15 protein-coding genes are annotated in these 17,536 nt (G+C 73.3%); 5 read left to right on the top strand and 10 right to left on the bottom strand.

Annotation, left to right across the window (positions count from 1 at the left end; genetic code table 11):
- The first annotated feature begins 36 nt into the window (after positions 1-36).
- Positions 37-978: an EamA family transporter gene (locus PSU4_RS18415; RefSeq protein ID WP_147109946.1), complete on the top strand. Its 942-nt coding sequence runs from the start codon at positions 37-39 to the stop codon at positions 976-978.
- 225 nt (positions 979-1,203) lie between these two features.
- On the opposite strand, the gene PSU4_RS18410 is transcribed toward PSU4_RS18415, so the two are convergent.
- The 6 genes from PSU4_RS18410 to PSU4_RS18385 all read right to left on the bottom strand — a co-directional run bounded on the left by PSU4_RS18410 (position 1,204) and on the right by PSU4_RS18385 (position 6,974).
- Positions 1,204-1,656, bottom strand: a complete 453-nt coding sequence (locus PSU4_RS18410; protein ID WP_147109944.1) for a DUF6918 family protein — start codon at positions 1,654-1,656, stop codon at positions 1,204-1,206.
- Positions 1,657-1,806: 150 nt separating this feature from the next.
- Complete coding sequence (locus PSU4_RS18405; protein ID WP_222596314.1) at positions 1,807-2,766, bottom strand: ABC transporter permease; 960 nt, start codon at positions 2,764-2,766, stop codon at positions 1,807-1,809.
- Complete coding sequence (locus PSU4_RS18400; protein ID WP_147109942.1) at positions 2,763-5,657, bottom strand: alpha/beta fold hydrolase; 2,895 nt, start codon at positions 5,655-5,657, stop codon at positions 2,763-2,765. The genes PSU4_RS18405 and PSU4_RS18400 overlap by 4 nt, the downstream gene beginning before the upstream one ends.
- A gap of 56 nt (positions 5,658-5,713) precedes the next feature.
- Positions 5,714-6,004 carry an antibiotic biosynthesis monooxygenase family protein gene (locus PSU4_RS18395; protein ID WP_147109940.1) on the bottom strand — a complete coding sequence of 97 codons (291 nt, stop codon included), beginning with the start codon at positions 6,002-6,004 and terminating at the stop codon, positions 5,714-5,716.
- 74 nt (positions 6,005-6,078) lie between these two features.
- On the bottom strand, positions 6,079-6,603 hold the full coding sequence (locus PSU4_RS18390; RefSeq protein ID WP_147109938.1) for a metallophosphoesterase family protein: 525 nt from the start codon (positions 6,601-6,603) through the stop codon (positions 6,079-6,081).
- Positions 6,600-6,974, bottom strand: coding sequence for an FKBP-type peptidyl-prolyl cis-trans isomerase (locus tag PSU4_RS18385; RefSeq protein WP_147109936.1), 375 nt, complete (start codon positions 6,972-6,974; stop codon positions 6,600-6,602). Before PSU4_RS18385 ends, PSU4_RS18390 begins: the two co-directional genes overlap by 4 nt.
- 125 nt (positions 6,975-7,099) lie before the next feature.
- Here PSU4_RS18385 and PSU4_RS18380 point away from each other — a divergent pair, with 125 nt between their 5' ends.
- Positions 7,100-8,590, top strand: coding sequence for an MFS transporter (locus tag PSU4_RS18380; protein WP_147109934.1), 1,491 nt, complete (start codon positions 7,100-7,102; stop codon positions 8,588-8,590).
- A 21-nt stretch (positions 8,591-8,611) separates the two neighbouring features.
- On the opposite strand, the gene PSU4_RS18375 is transcribed toward PSU4_RS18380, so the two are convergent.
- Positions 8,612-10,717 (bottom strand): S9 family peptidase, encoded by a 2,106-nt coding sequence (locus PSU4_RS18375; RefSeq protein WP_147109932.1) that lies wholly within the window; start codon positions 10,715-10,717, stop codon positions 8,612-8,614.
- A 163-nt stretch (positions 10,718-10,880) separates the two neighbouring features.
- Here PSU4_RS18375 and PSU4_RS18370 point away from each other — a divergent pair, with 163 nt between their 5' ends.
- Together PSU4_RS18370 and PSU4_RS33220 are read left to right on the top strand one after the other, a co-directional pair.
- Complete coding sequence (locus PSU4_RS18370; protein ID WP_147109930.1) at positions 10,881-11,063, top strand: hypothetical protein; 183 nt, start codon at positions 10,881-10,883, stop codon at positions 11,061-11,063.
- 42 nt (positions 11,064-11,105) lie between these two features.
- Positions 11,106-11,378, top strand: a complete 273-nt coding sequence (locus PSU4_RS33220) for a DUF8817 family protein (RefSeq protein WP_507763233.1) — start codon at positions 11,106-11,108, stop codon at positions 11,376-11,378.
- 342 nt (positions 11,379-11,720) lie between these two features.
- Here the strand turns inward: PSU4_RS33220 and PSU4_RS18365 are convergent, their stop codons facing one another.
- The 3 genes from PSU4_RS18365 to PSU4_RS18355 all read right to left on the bottom strand — a co-directional run bounded on the left by PSU4_RS18365 (position 11,721) and on the right by PSU4_RS18355 (position 15,249).
- On the bottom strand, positions 11,721-13,016 hold the full coding sequence (locus PSU4_RS18365) for an LCP family protein (RefSeq protein WP_147109927.1): 1,296 nt from the start codon (positions 13,014-13,016) through the stop codon (positions 11,721-11,723).
- 282 nt (positions 13,017-13,298) lie between these two features.
- Positions 13,299-13,814, bottom strand: a complete 516-nt coding sequence (locus PSU4_RS18360; RefSeq protein WP_147109925.1) for an SRPBCC family protein — start codon at positions 13,812-13,814, stop codon at positions 13,299-13,301.
- A 721-nt stretch (positions 13,815-14,535) separates the two neighbouring features.
- A complete protein-coding gene (locus tag PSU4_RS18355; protein ID WP_373866074.1) occupies positions 14,536-15,249 on the bottom strand; it encodes an MBL fold metallo-hydrolase in 714 nt (237 codons plus the stop codon).
- Between the two features lie 228 nt (positions 15,250-15,477).
- Here PSU4_RS18355 and uvrA point away from each other — a divergent pair.
- Positions 15,478-17,536: excinuclease ABC subunit UvrA (uvrA, locus tag PSU4_RS18350; RefSeq protein ID WP_147109921.1), on the top strand; the 2,059-nt coding region annotated here is incomplete at its 3' end.

Raw genomic sequence — 17,536 nt, 5'->3', positions numbered from 1 at the left:
ATCGACTTCCGTGATGTCGCGGGCGACGGTGGGCGGGTGAGACCCCGCGATCGTCTTCTCGCCGCCGTCGTCGCCGTCCTGTGGGGCGTCAACTTCCTGGCGATCCACTTCGGCCTGACGCACTTCCCGCCGATGCTGCTGGCGTGCCTGCGGTTCACCCTCATCGCGATCCCGACGATCCTGTTCGTGCCGCGGCCCGCTGTCCCGCTGCGCTGGTTCCTCGGCTACGGCGTCGGGTTCGGCACGCTGCAGTTCGTGTTCCTGTTCGTCGCGATGAACGTCGGGATGCCGACGGGCCTCGCGTCGCTGGTGCTGCAGTCGTCGGCGCCGCTGACCGTCGTGCTGGGTGTGCTGCTGTTGCGGGAGCGGCCGAGCAGGCGTCAGGTGGTCGGGATCGGGGCGGCGGCGCTCGGGCTGGCGGCGATCGCGGCGGCGCAGTCGCAGTCGGCGGCGCTCGTCCCGGTGCTGCTGACGTTGATGGCGGGGCTCAGCTGGGCGGTCGGCAACCTGTGCGCGCGGCTCGCGGCGCCGCCCGAGCCGATGCACCTGACGCTGTGGGCGTGTGTCGTGCCGGTGGTTCCGTTGCTGGTGCTGTCGCTGCTCACCGAGGGGCCCGCGGCCGACCTGGAGGCGCTGCGGACGGTGTTCACGCCCTCGGGCTTGGTGGGCCTCGGCGCGGTCGTCTACCTCGTGGTCTTCGCGACGATCATCGGGTCGGGGATCTGGACCGCCCTGATGCGCCGGTACGAGGCCGGTGTCGTGGCGCCCAACTCGATGCTGGTCCCGATCGTCGGGATGTCGTCGGCGGCGCTGGTGCTGGGGGAGCGGCCCGGGATTGTCGAGCTGGTCGCGGGCGCGGTCGTCGTCGGCGGGGTGCTGCTGGGCTCCGCGCGCCCGGCGGGGCAGGCGGGCACGGCGGGCGAACCGGCGGTCGTCCCCGCGCCCCCCACCGAACGAACGGCCCTGTCGCGCAACTGAGTTGCCTCACTGTGCCGTTCGTGCGCATCCGGGAGCCGCCACGCGCCGTGCCTGAATTGCACGAACGGCACATTCACGCAACTGAATGGCGTGACTGTGCCGTTCGTGCAGAAACCGACGGGAGCGACGGGAGCGACGGGGGCCGCGGGGTGCGAGGGGGCCCGGGGACGACTGAGGGCGGCGACCCCGGTGGGGGTCGCCGCCCTCGGGCAGGCGCGGGGTGCGTCAGGCGCCGGCCGCGTGCCGGTCGATCAGCTGGCCGAGGCGGGGGAGGGCCTCCTCGACGTTCTTCTTGCCGTTCGGGCGCAGCTTGGCGTAGACCTTCTTCGCCGCGTCGCTGCTGGTGTGCTGCGCGCGCTCGTCGGTGACGTTGAGGAGCGCGTCGGCCGCGGCGTCGGAGCGGGCGGTGAGGAAGGCGCCGAAGTCGTTGCCGCCGGTGGCCCGGTACTCGCCGTAGAAGGGCTCCAGGGCGTCGGCGAACTCGGGGAGCATCCGGTTCATGGCCGACTCGACGATGCCGGGCTTGATCTTCTTCACCGCGGTGTAACCGGTCTTGATGACCGCGCCCGACACGCCGTTCTTGTCGGAAACCTCGGCGTCGACCAGGTGCTGCAGGTCGGTGATCACCGTGGGGCGGTTGGCGGGGTTCAGCAGGATGTCTTCAAGCGTCTGGGCCACAGCCGGACGGTCCTTTCGGTCTCTCTCGGGGGTATCGGATCGGCCTGTCGGGGCACGCCGATGTCGACGCCGGGACGCTACTACAAGATCAACTAGCCCTTGTACCTCGGAGGGGTGACCTCCGGGCCGGTGAGTTACATGTATGGGATTTCAGCTGGTGATGTCCTTGCGTTGGAAGCGCCAGACGGCGAACGCCCCGAACACGGCGGCGTAGCACAACGACGAGAACACCCCGCGGGTCATGTCCCCCCAGTCGACCGTGCTCGACAACAGGTCGGCCCAGGCGTTGGCGTAGTGCGTCGGCAGATAGTTGCGCAGGTCCTCCAGCGCGGTGATCTGGTCGAGGATCTGGGAGACGATCGACGTCATCACGGCGCCACCGACGGCGCCGAGCGGGGCGTCCGTGCTCACCGAGAGCAGCATGGCCAGCGCGGCCACCCAGCTCAGGGACAGCGCCAGGTAGATCGCGCCGAGCAGGACCCGGCCGACGGCGGTCCAGAACGACAGCGACTCGCCGGTCGGGGCCACGAGGGCGTCGGGACCGTAGGCGATGGAGCCGACGATCAGCGACACCACGGGCAGCAGCAGCAGCGCGGCGAGCGAGAGCCCGGCCGCGACGATCGCCTTCTGCCGCAGCAGCCGGGCCCGGGGGATGGGCGCGGCGAGCAGGTAGCGCAGGCTCGACCAGCTCGCCTCCGAGGCGACGGTGTCGCCGAAGAACAGCGCCACCACCACCACGAGCAGGAAGCTCGCCGACGCGAACAGGGCGAACACCGCGAAGTTGGCGGCGCTGTCCTTGGCGAGGTCGACGAGGTTGACGGTCGCGCCGGGCGGGCCGTCCGAGGCGAGGCTGAACGCGATCCACAGGATCACCGGCAGCAGCGCGACGAGCGCGAACGCGACCTGGGTGCGGCGGCGCTTGAGCTGACGGATCAGCTCGACGCGCAGCGGCATGGTGCGGGTGATGTCGTAGGGCTCGGTGGGCACGGGCGCGGAGAACCCGCCGACGTGCCCGCGCCGCGTCGACGCCTCCGGCTCCCGGACCGCGGGCCCCACCGCGGTGCCGGTGGCCGGCCCGGAGCCGTTCGTGCGGGGATCGGGCTGGGTCACGGTGTCGCGTCCTCTCCGACGAGCTGCAGGAACGCGTCCTCCAGCCGGCGCCGGGGCCCGGCGGACTGCACGCCCACCCCGGCGGTCACGAGTGCCTGCACGGCCGCGGCGCGCGGCATGCCGTTGAGCTCGGCGTGCACCAGGGTCCCGTCGACGGCGACGTCACGGACCCCGTCGAGGCCGGTGAGGACCTCGGCCGCCTGCGCGGGCTCGTCGACGGTGAAGCTGGCCGCGCCACCACCGGCGATGATGTCGTCGACGGTGCCGTCGGCGACGACGAGCCCCTTGTGCATGACGACGACGTGCGTGCAGGTCTGCTCCACCTCGGCCAGCAGGTGGCTCGACACCAGGACGGTGCGGCCGTCGGCGGCGTAGCGACGCAGGACCTCGCGCATCGCGTGGATCTGGGGCGGGTCGAGCCCGTTGGTCGGTTCGTCGAGCAGCAGCAGCTCGGGCAGGCCGAGCATGGCCTGGGCGATCGCGAGCCGCTGGCGCATGCCCTGGCTGTAGGCGCCGACCTTCCGGTCGACCGACGACCCGAGCCCGGCGATGGCGAGCGCGTCCTCGACGTGGGCGTCGGCGGGTGGGCGGCCGGTCGCGGCCCAGTAGAGGCGCAGGTTGTCGGCGCCGGAGAGGTGCGGCAGGAAGCCGGGGCCCTCCACGAACGCGCCGATCCGGGCCAGCACGGGCGCGCCGGGGCCGATGGGCTCGCCGAACGCACGCATGGTGCCCGCGGTGGGTCGGATGAGGCCCATCAGCATGCGCAGGACGGTGGTCTTGCCGGCACCGTTGGGGCCGAGCAGCCCCAGCACCATGCCGGGCCGCACTTCGAACGACACGTCACGCACGGCGGTGAACCCGCCCTTGTAGGTCTTGGCGAGGCCGTGGATCTCCAGCGGGAGGGCGGCCGGGTCGGGCTCGGGGGCGAGCCGGCGGCGCCGCAGCGCGCGCGCGACGAGCCAGGCCAGCAGCGCGCCGGCCAGGATCACGCCGATGCCGACGAGGTAGCCGACCGGCACGGTGTTCTCGGTGACGGCCCGCCCCGGTACCGACGGCACCGTGAGCGCGGCCGGGGCGCCGGTGTCGGCGAGCCCGATCCGCCACACCGCGGGGTCGTTCGCGGGGGTGTAGCCCTGGTCGGTGGTGCTGACCGACACGAGCAGCCGGTCGCCGGCCTGGACGGGCGCGACGACGGCGGGCAGCGTGACCGTGACGGTCGCGGCGGACCCGTCGGCGGGGACGGGGACGCGCATCGGCGCGACCGACGAACCCAGCAGGACGCGACGTCCGTCGGCGGACAGCGTGGAGATCTTGCCGAACAGCACGGCCTCGGCCCCCGCGGGCTGGCCGGGGGAGCGGGCCACGGTCAGGGTCACGCGCGTGGAGCCGGCGAGCGTCGTCGACTCGGTGAAGGGCTCGGTGCGGAACTGCGCCGACTGGCCGGGCAGCTCCGAGGTGAACGCGGAGAGCCGGCCGGCGAGGCTGCCGAGCGATCCGCCCAGACCGGGGAGCGAGGTGATCGCGGCCGGGTTGCCACCGGCCGGGTTCACGACGTCCTGCGGGGCACCCGTGAGGCGCAGCTGCTGCGTGGTCACGGGGGCGTTGCCGGGCAGGCCGGGGTAGGCGTCGGCGACGATCGTGCGCCCGGTGGGGGTGGAGGCGCCCGCGCGGACGCCGCTCTGCACGGCGTAGGCGAACCCGGAGGACGGCGCCGGACCCGTCCGTGTCAGGTAGTGGTCGAACCACTCGGCGATGTCGTCGCGCACCGAGTTGCCGGGGGCGCCGCCGTCGTGGCCGCCCGCGTACCAGACGACGCGCACGGTGCCGCCTGCCGCGGCGATCTGACGGGCGTTGGCGTCGGCCTGGTCGAGGCCGAACAGGGTGTCCTGCTCGCCCTGGACGATGAGCGTCGGGGCGGTGATCCGGTCGGTGACCGACACAGGCGAGGACCGACGCAGCAGGTCGGCGGTCGCCGGGGAGATGCGCCCGGTGGTGGCCGCCTCGGTGTAGGCGGCGCACACCTGCGCGGTGAACCGGCCGCAGGTCAGCGGTGTGCCGGGCGGAGTCTGCGGCGCGGCGTCCTGGCCGGGGCCGGTCGCGGCGGGCGGCGCGTCCTGCGCCTGACCCGTGCCGGCGGTGGCGTCGTCCGAGCCGGTGTTGCCACGGCCCAGGACCGACGCCTGCGCCGACTGGGCCGTCGACGCGCCGGCGGAGAAGAACACGCCCGCCCAGCCGCGCTTGAACACGCCGTCGGTGCCGAACGTGCGCGCGGCGGGGGTGTCGCCGGGCGGCGGGGTGCCGGTGGCGTCGGGGAACAGCGCCTGGCCGAGGTCGTTCCAGGTGATGACGGGCGCGAGGGCGTCGACACGCTTGTCGTAGCCCGCGAGCAGCAGCGACAGCGCGCCGCCGTAGGAGCCGCCGGTGACGCCGACCCGGGGGTCGCCGGGACCGTCCAGGGCCACCTCGGGACGCTGGGCGAGCCAGTCGATCAGGCTGCGGGCGTCGGCGACCTCGTAGTCGGGGGAGTCCAGCGCGATCTGCCCGCCGCTCGTGCCGAAGCCGCGCGCCGACCAGGACAGCGCGACGTAGCCGCGGGCGGCGAGGTCGCGGGCGTCGGCGTCGACGGAGGCCTTGCTGCCGCCGAACCCGTGCGCGACCAGCACCGCGGGCGCCGGCGTGCGCGCCGGAAGGTAGAGCGTCGTGTCCAGACTGACCGGTGCGGCCACCCCGGGGCCGCCGCTCACCTCGATGCGCTGCTCGGAGGTGCGGACGTCGGGGTCGCTCGCACCGCCACGCGTCGTCGCGAACAGGATGACTCCCGCGGCGACGACGAGGACGGCCACGACGGCGAGGAGCGCGCGCGGACGCACGCTCCGAGGGAGTCGGGGCACACGACGACGTTATGCGTAGTCGTGTCGGGTACCGGTGAGCGGCCCTCAGCGCACTCTCAGCGCACGTCCTGCGCGTGCTCGACCTTCGGGGTGCCCGCGAAGAACGGGCCGATGATCTCCCGCCATTTCGGGAATCGGTCGGACTCGCGGAAGCCGACCGTGTGTGCCTCGACGCTCTGCCACTCGACCAGCAGCACGAAGCGGCTGGGCGACTCGATGCTGCGGGTCATGCGCGCGGAGACGAACCCGGGGGTGGCGGCCAGCAGGTCGCGCGCCTGGAGATAGGCGGCGGCGAACTGGTCTTCGGTCCCGGGGCGGATGTCGAAGTCGGCGATCTCGAGCACCATGACGGTGATCCTCGTGCATGACGTGGCTCCGGTCATCCGGTGCGGCACGCGAATCGCCGAGCGTCGCAACGCCGTCACCGTCCGGAGTCGCCCGGTGGCCCTTCCAGGTGATGCAGGACGACGTCGCGCAGCGCACCGTCGCCGATCGCAGCCGTCATCCACGTGTGGGTGGGCCGGCGACGACGGTCGGTGGGGGAGCCGGGGTTGAGCAGCCGCATCCCGGCCGGGGTCGTGGTGTCCCACGGGATGTGGCTGTGCCCGAACACGAGGACGTCGGTGTCGGGGAAGAGCCGGTCCATGCGCCGCTCGCGGCCGCCGGCCTGCCCGGTCTCGTGCACGACCGCGAGCCGCACCCCGCCGATCTCGACGCGGGCGACCTCGGGCAGCCGCGCCCGCAGCTCGGGGCCGTCGTTGTTGCCGTACACCCCGACGAGCCTGGCCGCGCGGGCCTCCAGCTCGTCGAGGAGGTCGACGCCCACCCAGTCGCCGGCGTGGACCACGACATCGGCGGCGTCGACCGCCTCCCAGACCGCGGCCGGTACGACGCGGCCGCGGCCCGGGACGTGGGTGTCGCTCAGGACCAGCAGCTGCGTGGTCAGTGCACGCCCAGCAGGTCGACGACGAAGATCAGCGTCTCACCGCCCTTGATGACGCCGCCGGCGCCGGCGTCGCCGTATCCCATGTGCGGCGGGATCTCCAGCCGACGACGACCACCGACCTTCATGCCCTGCACGCCCTGGTCCCAGCCGGCGATGACGCGGCCCTGACCGAGCGGGAACTCCAGCGGCGACCCCCGGTCGAACGACGCGTCGAACTGCTCGCCGGTGGAGTGCGCGACCCCGACGTAGTGGACGCTGACGAACGAGCCCGCCGTCGCCTCCTTGCCGTCGCCGACGGTGATGTCGGTGACCCGCAGGTCGGTGGGGGCCTCGCCGTCGATGGGCTCGACCTCGGGCTTCTGCAGTGCCACGGGCGCTCCTTCTCACGTTCTCGATCACGGGATGCACCGGAGGGCCGGTGCCGTGCGGCCCATCACCCTGCCAGACCGGGGCGTTGCGGTCGCGTTGCGGGAGGGTGCGGCACAGACTGGGGCGCGTGCCGCAGTCCCGAACCGAAGAGACCGCCGACGAAGAGACCTACGAACCGGACCCGAGGCGCTGGCGCGCACTGACCGTCACCCTCGTCGCGGGGTTCATGGGACTGCTCGACGTGAGCATCGTGTCGGTGGCGCTGCCGTCGATGCAGCACGGTCTGGGGACGAGCCCCGCGCAGGTGCAGTGGGTGGTGTCGGGCTACGCGCTGGCGTTCGGGCTCGCACTGGTCCCCGCGGGACGGTTGGGTGACGCGTTCGGCCGACGTCGGATGTTCCTGATCGCGCTGGCCGGGTTCGTGCTGTTCAGCGCGCTGGCCGGGGCCGCGCCGACGCCGTTGCTGCTCGTGATCGCCCGCGTCGCGCAGGGCCTCGCGGCGGGCATGCTCGCCCCGCAGAACTCCGGCCTGATCCAGGACCTGTTCCGCGGCGCCGAGCGGGGCCGGGCGTTCGGGTTCTTCGGCGCGACCGTCGGCATCTCGACGGCCGTCGGCCCCGTCGTCGGCGGGTTCATCCTCGCGCTGGCCGGGGAAGGGAACGGCTGGCGCTGGATCTTCTACGTGAACGTGCCGATCGGCGTCGTGGCCCTGGTCCTGGCGGCGCGGCTGCTGCCCCCGATGCGACGGTCCACCCGTCCGGGGCACATCGACCACGTCGGGGTCGTGCTGCTCGGCGGCGCGGTTCTCGCCGTGCTGCTGCCGCTCGTGGAGGCCGAGTCGGGTGGGCTTGCGCGGCTGTGGTGGCTGTTCGTCGTCGGGATCGTGCTCGGGGCGGCGTTCGTGTGGTGGGAAGGCCGCGAGACCCGCCGCGGCCGGGCACCGCTGGTCGACCTGCGGCTGCTGTCCGACACTGCCGGCTACGCCTCGGGCGCGGCGCTGGGGATGGTCTACTTCGTCGGGTTCAGCGGGATCTGGCTGGTGTTCGCGCTGTTCTTCCAGAACGGGCTGGGCTGGACACCGCTGCAGTCCGGGCTCGCGGTGACCCCGTTCGCCGTCGGGTCGGCGATCTCGGCGGCGCTCGCCGGGCGCGTGGTCGACCGGTTCGGCCGCAGGCTGACCGTCGCGGGCCTGTGCGGGGTCGCGGCCGGCCTCGCCGTCACGACCGTCCTGCTGGCGACGGTCCCGTCGTCCGTCGCCGGGTTCGTGATCATCCCGTCGATGCTGATCGGGGGCATCGGCGGGGGGCTCGTCATCTCCCCGAACATCACGATGACGCTGCGCTGCGTCCCGGTGCGGATGGCCGGGTCGGCGGGTGGCGCGCTGCAGACGGGACAGCGGATCGGCGCGGCCGTCGGCACGGCGGCGCTGACCGGCATCTTCTACGCGGTGCTCGGCCCCGACCCGGCGCGGCTGCGCGTCGCCGTGGCCGCTGCGCTCGGCGCGGCCGTCGTCATGGTGCTGGCCGCGCTGGGCATCGCGATCGCGGAGCTGCGCGCCGGGCGGCGCACGGCGGACGCGGCCGCCGTCCCGCCCGACGCCGCCCACCAGCACCAGTAGCGGTCAGGACGGTGGCAGGCCTCAGGACGGCGGCAGGGGCACCCCGAGCGCCGAGCGCAGGAACTCGACCTGCAGCAGCAGCAGGTTCTCCGCGACGACCTCCTGCGGCGTCATGTGCGTGACCCCCGACAGCGGCAGCACGCTGTGCGGGCGCCCCGCCGCCAGCAGCGCCGACGACAACCGCAACGTGTGCGCGGCGACGACGTTGTCGTCGGCCAGGCCGTGGACCAGCAGCAACGGCCGGTGCGGGGTGCGGGCCGCGGCCGCGTCCTCGAACAGCGACGACCGCGCGTAGGCGTCCGGATCGCCGTCGGGGGTGCCGAGGTAGCGCTCGGTGTAGTGGGTGTCGTAGAGCGCCCAGTCGGTGACGGGTGCGCCCGCGACCGCGGCATGGAACACGTCGGGGCGGCGCAGCACCGCGAGCGCGGCGAGGTAGCCGCCGAACGACCACCCCCGGACACCGACCCGGTCGAGATCCAGGTCCGGGTGGCGCGTCGCCAGGTCGTGCAGGGCGTCGACCTGGTCGTCGAGGACCGGCTGGGCGAGGTCGCCGCGCACGGCCCGCTCGAACGCCGGACCGCGACCGGGGGTGCCGCGCCCGTCGACGACGACGACCGCGAACCCCTGCTCGGCGAACCACTGGCTCGTCAGGTGCGCGTTGCGGGACGCGACGACGCGCTGCGCGTGCGGCCCGCCGTAGGGGTCCATCAGCACCGGCAGCGGCGTGCCGGGCTCCCACCACGACGGCAGCAGCAGCGCCGTCGACAGCGCCCCGGCGCCGGCGGTCGTGAGCTCCAGCCGCGGCGCGAGACCGGCCGGGTCGGCGAACGAGTCGATCGTCCGCGCGGCCCCCGACGGCAGGTGCGCCACCGTCGCCGTGCCCTCCGACTCCAGGCACGCCCGCGTCACCAGCAGCGTGCCGGCCGAGAGCCGCCCCGAGTGCACCCCCGGCTGCGTCGCCCGCTCGACGAGCCCGCCCTCGCGCGACCACGACCACAGCCCCGTCGACGCCGGATCCTCGCCGGACGCGCTGAACAGCAGGGTGTCGCCGTCGATGTCGAGCAACGCCCGGACCTGCAGCGACGTCGGCGTCACCGGGGTCCCGCCGACGCACAGACGGTTCGCCCCCTCGTGCGCCCCCGCGGTCACCAGCTCGCCGTCCAGGTGCGCCGGCACACCGGGGACGATGTCGACCCAGTCCGGGTCGTCGATCGCCGCGACCTCCGCCGTCGCCCCCGACCGCTGGTCGACGCGTAGCACCCGCAGCGCCCGCTGGTCGCGCGACTGCACCGTCAGCAGCAGGTCCGTCGCGTCCCACGTCGCGTCGACGACGTACTCGTAGGCCGCCGCGTCCCACGTCACCGGCACCCGCACCCCGTCGAGCGCGATCAGGTACAGCGTCACCTCGGCGTTCGGGGTGCCTGCTGCCGGGTAGGCGACGCGCACCGGCTCGCGGTCGGGGTTGGCCGGATCGGCGATGTGCCAGCGCCGCACCGGGTCGTCGTCGACGCGGGCGACCAGCAGCCGGTCACCGTCGGGCGCCCACCAGTAGCCGCGCATGCGGCCCATCTCCTCGGCCGCGACGAAGTCGGCCAGGCCCCACGTCGCGTCGTCGTCGTCCGGACGGACCAGCAAGGTCGTGAGCCGCGGGACGAGATCGTGCACGTACAGCGCGCCGCCGGCGACGAACGCCACCCGCCGGCCCTGCGGGTCGGGCCGCGGGTCGACGACCCCGCCCGGCGTCTCGATCAGCCGCGGCGTGAGCCCGGACGCGAACTCGGCGACGTAGAGCCTGCCCGACAACGTGAACGCCGCCATGGTGACCGGCCGGTCCGTCGCGAACGCGACGACGCCTCCCGCCTGCTCACGCGCCCGTTCCCGGCGCGCCCGCTCCTGCGGCGGGAGGTCCTCCTCGGAGCCGTTGCCGTCGAGGACCCGCGGGTCGGCGACCACCCGTTCGTCGCCGGTGTCGAGGTCCAGGCTCCACAGGCACGTCACGGGATCGGTGCCGCCCCGGCTGCGGAGGAAGACGACGCGCCGGCCGTCGGGGGACAGGGCCGCGCCGCGCGGGGCGCCCAGGGTGAACCGCCGGGTACGGGCCTGCCGGCGGGGGAAGCTGTCGGTCACGGTGGATCAGTCTGCCGCCCGTCCGCCGACTCCGCGGCGCCGCCACACCCGCGACGGCGACCGTTCGCCCCCGGCACCCGTTCGAGCGCGTGTCGTGACGAGCGACACACCGTTGCCGAGGGGTGGACTGCATGTGGTTCTCCGGACGAGGGGAGTTGTCACGGTGATAAACCTGTATCTGTCCGGCCGGTCGCTCGCGGCCGCCCGCTCCGTCGACCCGCAGGTCTCGCCCGCCGCGGTGCACGCCGCCGTCGAGGTCGCGATCGTGGAACAGCTGCGCGAGGTCGCGGGCTGGTCCGTCGAACAGATCCGGGAGCGGGCAGACCGGATCGCGCGCGGGGACTGACCGCCCTCATTCGGATTTTCGCGTGACCCGGAAGGCGGTGCGCTGCAGCGTGTCCTGGAGAACGTTGCCTGCCAGGGCGACGCCCGCGGCGACGAGGCCCGTGCCGTCGCCGTGGTCGACGCCGGCCTCGCCCGTCACCCCGACTCGACCGTGCCCGACCGTATCCCGGTGCTGCTCTACCTCGTGGAGCTCCTCGCCGGGACCGGCGACACCGCGCGAGCCGCCCAAGTCGCCGCCGAGCTGCGCGCCCACCCGCTCGACGCAGCATCCGCGGCGACCCTGAGCGAGATCGAGCTCGACGTGACGGTCCGATGATCATGGTCGGACGGACCGTGGTGTCGAACTCGTCCCGGCGGACCCGCCAGGCCTCGTCGACCAGTGCCGGGTCGGCGACGACGGCGTGCCGGTCCAACGCCTCCGCGTCCGGTCCGGCGCCTTCATCCCGAGCGATCGCCCGCTGGAAGCGGAGAACAGCCAGCCGGCGATCGTGGCGCGCTCGTCGGCCTGCCGCGGCGGCAGCGGACGGTCGTGCGCGGGCTCGTCGGTGGACACCCGTCGACGGTCCCTGACCGCACGTCAGGTGCGCACTGGTCGTGTCCGCCTGGGGTGCGGACGACCCGATGATCGCGTGCGGAAGAAACCGATGACGACACCAACTCAGCTCACGCAGGGCACCGTCGCGCCGGTGATCGGCTGCGGCTCGGTGGTCGTGGCCCCACCGGTCGGCGTGCTGCCGGTCGGCGTGCTGTCGGTCGAGGTGATCGGGGCGGTCGTGCGCGGGGTCGTCGTCCGCGGCGCGGTGGTGCTCGGCGTCGGTGGCGCGGTCCGCGTGCCGCTCGCGGCCACGGCCGTCGTCGGCACGGGCAGCCCGTCGAGGGTCGAGCGCACGAAGGTCCGCACCGCGTCGGCGTCGATCTCCACGGCGACGCCGTCGTAGGGCGTGTAGAGGTCGGGGCGGATCGTCGGGATCGTGTGGAACTCGACCTTCGACGCCGACACCTGCCGCACCTGCCCGACGATCTGGTCGAGGTCCCAGCCCTGGTCGAGCACCACGTATCGGCCGACGATCCCGAGAACGCGCTGCACCGTCGAGGGGTCGGCGAGCCGGCCGCCGCCGAGCAGGGTGTTCGCGAGCCCGGCCATGTAGGCCTGCTGACGGGTGATGCGGTCGAGGTCGCCACCCTCCAGGCCGTGGCGCTGCCGGACGAAGGCGAGCGCGTCGGCGCCGTCGAGCGTCTGCGGTCCGGCGGGCAGCACCGCGCCGGACCAGCGCGCGTCGTCGACGGGCTCGGTGAGGCACACGGGAACGCCGCCGATCGCGTCGGTGAGCTCGACGAACCCGGCGAGGTTGATCTCCGCGTAGTGGTCGACGACGATCCCCGTCAGCTGGGTGACGGTCGCGACGAGCGCCTTGCGACCGGCTTCGAGCGCCTGCCTGCGGACGGTGTCTGCGTCGAGTCCCTGCTCCTGCAGCGTGCGGGTCGTGGACGTGACCGCGCGGCCGTACGCAGAGTTGATCTTGTGGGTGCCGAGGTCGCCGGCGAGCTTCACGTACGAGTCGCGGGGGAACGACACCGCCACGACGGGCTTGCCGGGGTCGGCCGGGATGCGCAGCAGGATGATCGTGTCGGTGTTGAGCTGTCCGTCGTCGGGGCCGGCGTGCATCGCGTCGAGCACGTCCTGCGGCAGTGGCCGCCCCTGTGCGTCGGTCCGGCTGTCGACGCCCACGACCAGCGCGGTGATCGTCCGCGACGGCGGGCCCGTGCGGGAGGTGCTGTCGCTCAGGACGTCGCTGGTGACGATCGACCCCGCGAGCGCGCGGAACGTCGACCAGCCGTAGCCGGCCGCGGTGAGCACCACCAACGAGACGACGGTGACCAGCACCTTGCCGGCCAGCCCCCATCGCCGCCGCGCGCCCGACGCCCGCCGCACCCCGCCCCCGCCCCTCGCCACGTTCCCGAGGCCCCGACCAGTTGGTTCCTCGGTGCGGAGCCCGACGCGGCGACGCGAACCCCGGACGTCGCGCGGTCGATGTCGACCACTCTATGGATGCGGCCGGGGCGCTCGCAGGCTCTGGTGAGGGAAGGGGCGTGACCTACGGCACTCGTGGTGACGCAGCGTGAACTATGATCGCGGAGCGCATCCGGGCCGCTCGGTCGGCGGCGCCGGCGCCGCGCGCAGGAGCATGCCGAACGGCGTCCGGGTCACGGTGCGGCGCGGGCTCTGCGGACGGGTTCAGGAGTGGTCGGCGCGACGGTACGGCGCGACCGTCCGGGCCAGGATGCCGAGCGTCGCCTTCAGAGATGCCTCGGAGATGACCGGGAAGATGCCCCGCGCCCGCCATTCGGGGTGGATGTCGGACCAGTCGTAGAAGGACACGACCTCGGTGCCGCCCTCGACCGGCGTGAGCCGGTAGCCGTAGACGTGGCCGATCTGCGGGCGGACCTTGCCGAGCACCGACCAGGAGATCAGCCGGTCCTGCTCGAAGTCGCCGATCGTGACGGTGACGTCGTACTCGCCGAGCGGGACGTCGCCGAGCGCCTCGCGATCCATGTGGACGACGAACGTGTCGCCGGCCGCGGTGACGCGCTCGCCGTCGGCACCCATGAGCATGCCGGAGGAGTCGATCGCGACGTGGCCCTGCGGGTCGGTGAGCAGGGCGAACACCGCGGCGGGGTCGGCGCGGACGATGCGGGAGACCTCGATGCGCTCGCCCGTCTCGGCGGCGTCCGGTGCCTGGGGGTCAGTCATGCGGACATCGTGGCAGCGGGCCCGGAGCGCGACCCGGCGGACCGGTGACCGCCCGTCCGGTCGGTCGGGATAGTCGTGTTTCACCTGCTCACGACACGGGGCAGTCACCTGATCGAGTGAGGCGATGATGTGCGGCTACGAATGTATCCACGCCTGATGCAGAGTGGACCTTCCGGTGCGGCGAGCAGGTCGTCCCGGGACGCGGGAGGGGCGGTGCGGAAGTTGGGTCGACCGGCGAGATCCACCACAGGAACGCCCCTCTCCACGGCCTCCGCCGCCTCGAGGTCGAACAAGAACTGGTGAGCGGGCCCGGGCCGCGCCGTTCGGCGCCCCGGCGTCCACATCGGACGTCGCTGCGGTTCCCGCGGGTCCTTTGGGGCGCCCGACGGATCACTCGCCGCGGTCTCGGCGCCCGGACGGCCCCTGGTTCGTCTTGCCAGGAGCCCGCCCGGATCACCGACCCATTGACGGTGATCCATCAGACGCCCCTCGGGCCGTCACCGGTGCGGCCCGCGCGGGGACCAGCGCGCGGCCGTCGAACGTGTGCTCAGCGGGGTCCGTCGGCGCTGGTGACACGCTCGGTGGGGTTGTGCCCCGGGCAGACCACCGGGCCGGGCAGGTCCGGTGCGCCCGGGAGCACGGGGGTGCCCGGGCCCGTGACGGAGACGAGCCCGGCCCCGTGTCGGGGCCGGGCTCGCGGGGTGGTCGGGGAGTGGTGGGGTCACCAGCCGCGCGCGCGCCACTCCGGCAGCGACGGGCGCTCCTTGCCGATGGTCGTGTCGTCGCCGTGGCCGGGGTAGACCCACGCCTCGTCGGGCAGCGGGCCGAACACCCGCGACTCCAGGTCGTCCAGCAGCGAGGTGAAGTCGCCGGCCGAGTCGGTCTTGCCCGGGCCGCCCGGGAACAGCGAGTCGCCGGTGAAGACGTGCGTGCCGTCGGCGCCGCGGTAGACCAGCGCGATCGAGCCCGGGGTGTGTCCGCGCAGGTGGACGACGTCGAGCTCGATCTCGCCGAAGCTCACCGTGTCGCCGTGGTCGACGACGACGTCCATCGGGATCGGCAGCTCGGGAGCGTCGAGCGGGTGCGAGATCAGCCGCGGCTGGAACATCCCGGCGACCGCCCCGAGGGCCTGCCAGTGGTCCCAGTGCCGGTGGGTGGTGACGAGGTGCTTGAGCTCCGGTCGGTCCCGCCCGCTGCCGACGAGGTCGGCCAGCCGCTCGGGCTCGTTCGCCGCGTCGATCAGCAGCGCCTCGTGCGTCGCCGTGCAGACGAGCAGGAAGGCGTTGTTGTCCATCGGGCCGACGGAGACCTTGGTGATGGTGAGGGGGCCGAGATCACGTCGGATCGCGGCACCGCCGGGGTCGGTGTGACCGGTGTACTCGTCGAGGACGTCCACGGACGTCACCCTATCCCCGACGCGCACCCTGTCGAACATGTGTGCGAGCCTGTGTGACGGTCCGCCGGGGTCGGATGATCGGCGCCACGGACTGCGTTGAACGGCGGTACGACGTCGATCGGGACGGTCCAGGCCTGCACGCGAGCGCTCGGCGCGCCGCGACGGTCGCCGACCGCGCGACGACCGGGCGAGCGGTTCTTGTCGTACCCCCCGCCTAGCATTGGATCGCGGGCCGTCGGGCCCGGAAACACTCAGGAGGCGCACACCGTGGCAGACCGTCTCGTGGTGCGGGGCGCGCGCGAGCACAACCTGCGGGGGGTCGATCTCGACATCCCTCGCGACAGTCTCGTCGTGTTCACGGGCCTGTCCGGTTCCGGGAAGTCGAGCCTGGCGTTCGACACGATCTTCGCCGAGGGCCAGCGCCGCTACGTCGAGTCGCTGTCGGCGTACGCGCGGCAGTTCCTCGGGCAGATGGACAAGCCCGACGTCGACTTCATCGAGGGGCTCTCGCCCGCGGTGTCGATCGACCAGAAGTCCACGAACCGCAACCCTCGTTCGACGGTCGGCACGATCACCGAGGTCTACGACTACCTGCGCCTGCTCTACGCGCGTGCCGGCGTGCCGCACTGCCCCACGTGCGGGCACGTGATCGAGAAGCAGACGCCGCAGCAGATCGTCGACCAGGTCCTGGCCATGGAGGAGGGCACCCGGTTCCAGGTGCTCGCCCCGGTGGTGCGCACCCGCAAGGGCGAGTTCGTCGACCTGTTCTCCGCGCTGCAGGCGCAGGGCTACTCGCGGGTGCTCGTCGACGGCACGGTCCATCCGCTGGCCGAGCCGCCCCGGCTCAAGAAGCAGGAGAAGCACGACATCGCCGTGGTCGTCGACCGGCTGGTGGTGCGGCCGTCGTCGAAGCAGCGCCTCACCGACTCGGTGGAGACGGCGCTGCGCCTGGCCGACGGCCTGGTCGTGCTGGAGTTCGTCGATCTCGCCGAGGACGATCCGGGCCGTGAGCGGCGGTTCTCCGAGCGGATGGCGTGCCCCAACGGCCATCCCCTGGGTCTCGACGAGCTGGAGCCGCGGACCTTCTCCTTCAACTCGCCCTACGGCGCGTGCCCGGCGTGCAGCGGCATCGGGATCAAGAAGGAGGTCGACCCGGAGCTGGTCGTCCCCGACCCGGACCTCAGCCTGGCCGACGGGGCGATCGCGCCGTGGGCGACCGGCCACACGTCGGAGTACTTCGGGCGGCTGCTGTCGGGGCTGGCCAAGGCGGTCGGCTTCCGCATGGACACGCCGTGGCGCACACTCGACGACGCGGCCCGCAAGGCCGTCCTGCACGGCAGCGACGACCAGGTCCACGTCCGCTACCGCAACCGGTACGGCCGCGAGCGCGCCTACTACGCCAACTTCGAGGGTGTCATCCCGTTCCTCGAGCGCCGGCTCGACCAGACGGAGTCGGACTCGCAGCGCGAGCGCTACGAGGGCTACATGCGCGACGTGCCGTGCCCCGTCTGCAAGGGTGCCCGGCTCAAGCCGGAGGTCCTCGCCGTCACCCTCGCCCACCGCGACCAGGGCGACCGGTCGATCGCCGAGGTGTCGGCGATGTCGGTGGCCGAGTGCTCGGCGTTCCTCGACGGGATGGTCCTCGACCACCGCCAGGCCATGATCGCGGGCCGGGTGCTCAAGGAGGTCCAGGCCCGCCTGGGCTTCCTGCTCGACGTGGGGCTCGACTACCTCTCCCTCGACCGTGCCGCCGGCACGCTCTCGGGCGGGGAGGCGCAGCGCATCCGGCTCGCCACCCAGATCGGGTCCGGCCTCGTCGGCGTGCTCTACGTGCTCGACGAGCCGTCGATCGGGCTGCACCAGCGCGACAACCGCCGCCTCATCGAGACGCTGACGCGGCTGCGCGACCTGGGCAACACGCTGATCGTCGTGGAGCACGACGAGGACACCATCCGCGCGGCCGACTGGACCGTCGACATCGGGCCGGGTGCGGGCGAGCACGGCGGGCACATCGTGCACAGCGGTCCCGTCGCGGGGCTGGAGTCGCACGACACGTCGCTGACCGGCGCGTACCTGTCGGGGCGCCGGTCGATCCCGGTCCCGGCCGAGCGCCGCACGCTCGACCCCAAGCGCAAGCTGACGGTCGTCGGCGCCCGCGAGCACAACCTGCGCGGCATCGACGTCGACATCCCGCTGGGCGGGCTCGTCTCCGTCACCGGGGTGTCCGGCTCCGGCAAGTCCACGCTGGTCAACGACATCCTGGCCACGGTGCTGGCCAACCGGCTCAACGGCGCCCGCCAGGTCCCGGGCCGGCACACCCGCATCA

This window comes from Pseudonocardia sulfidoxydans NBRC 16205, assembly GCF_007989085.1.
Classification (GTDB): Bacteria; Actinomycetota; Actinomycetes; order Mycobacteriales; family Pseudonocardiaceae; genus Pseudonocardia; species Pseudonocardia sulfidoxydans.
The sequence above is the reverse complement of the archived record's forward strand: the minus strand, read 5'-3'. Positions and strand labels throughout refer to the sequence as shown.

Bases quoted from the DNA above. Each gene is read 5' to 3' on its own strand.
- PSU4_RS18355 (WP_373866074.1), bottom strand. From the start codon at position 15,249: ATGTTCGACAGGGTGCGCGTCGGGGATAGGGTGACGTCCGTGGACGTC.
- PSU4_RS18395 (WP_147109940.1), bottom strand. From the start codon at position 6,004: ATGGTGCTCGAGATCGCCGACTTCGACATCCGCCCCGGGACCGAAGAC.
- PSU4_RS18360 (WP_147109925.1), bottom strand. From the start codon at position 13,814: ATGACTGACCCCCAGGCACCGGACGCCGCCGAGACGGGCGAGCGCATC.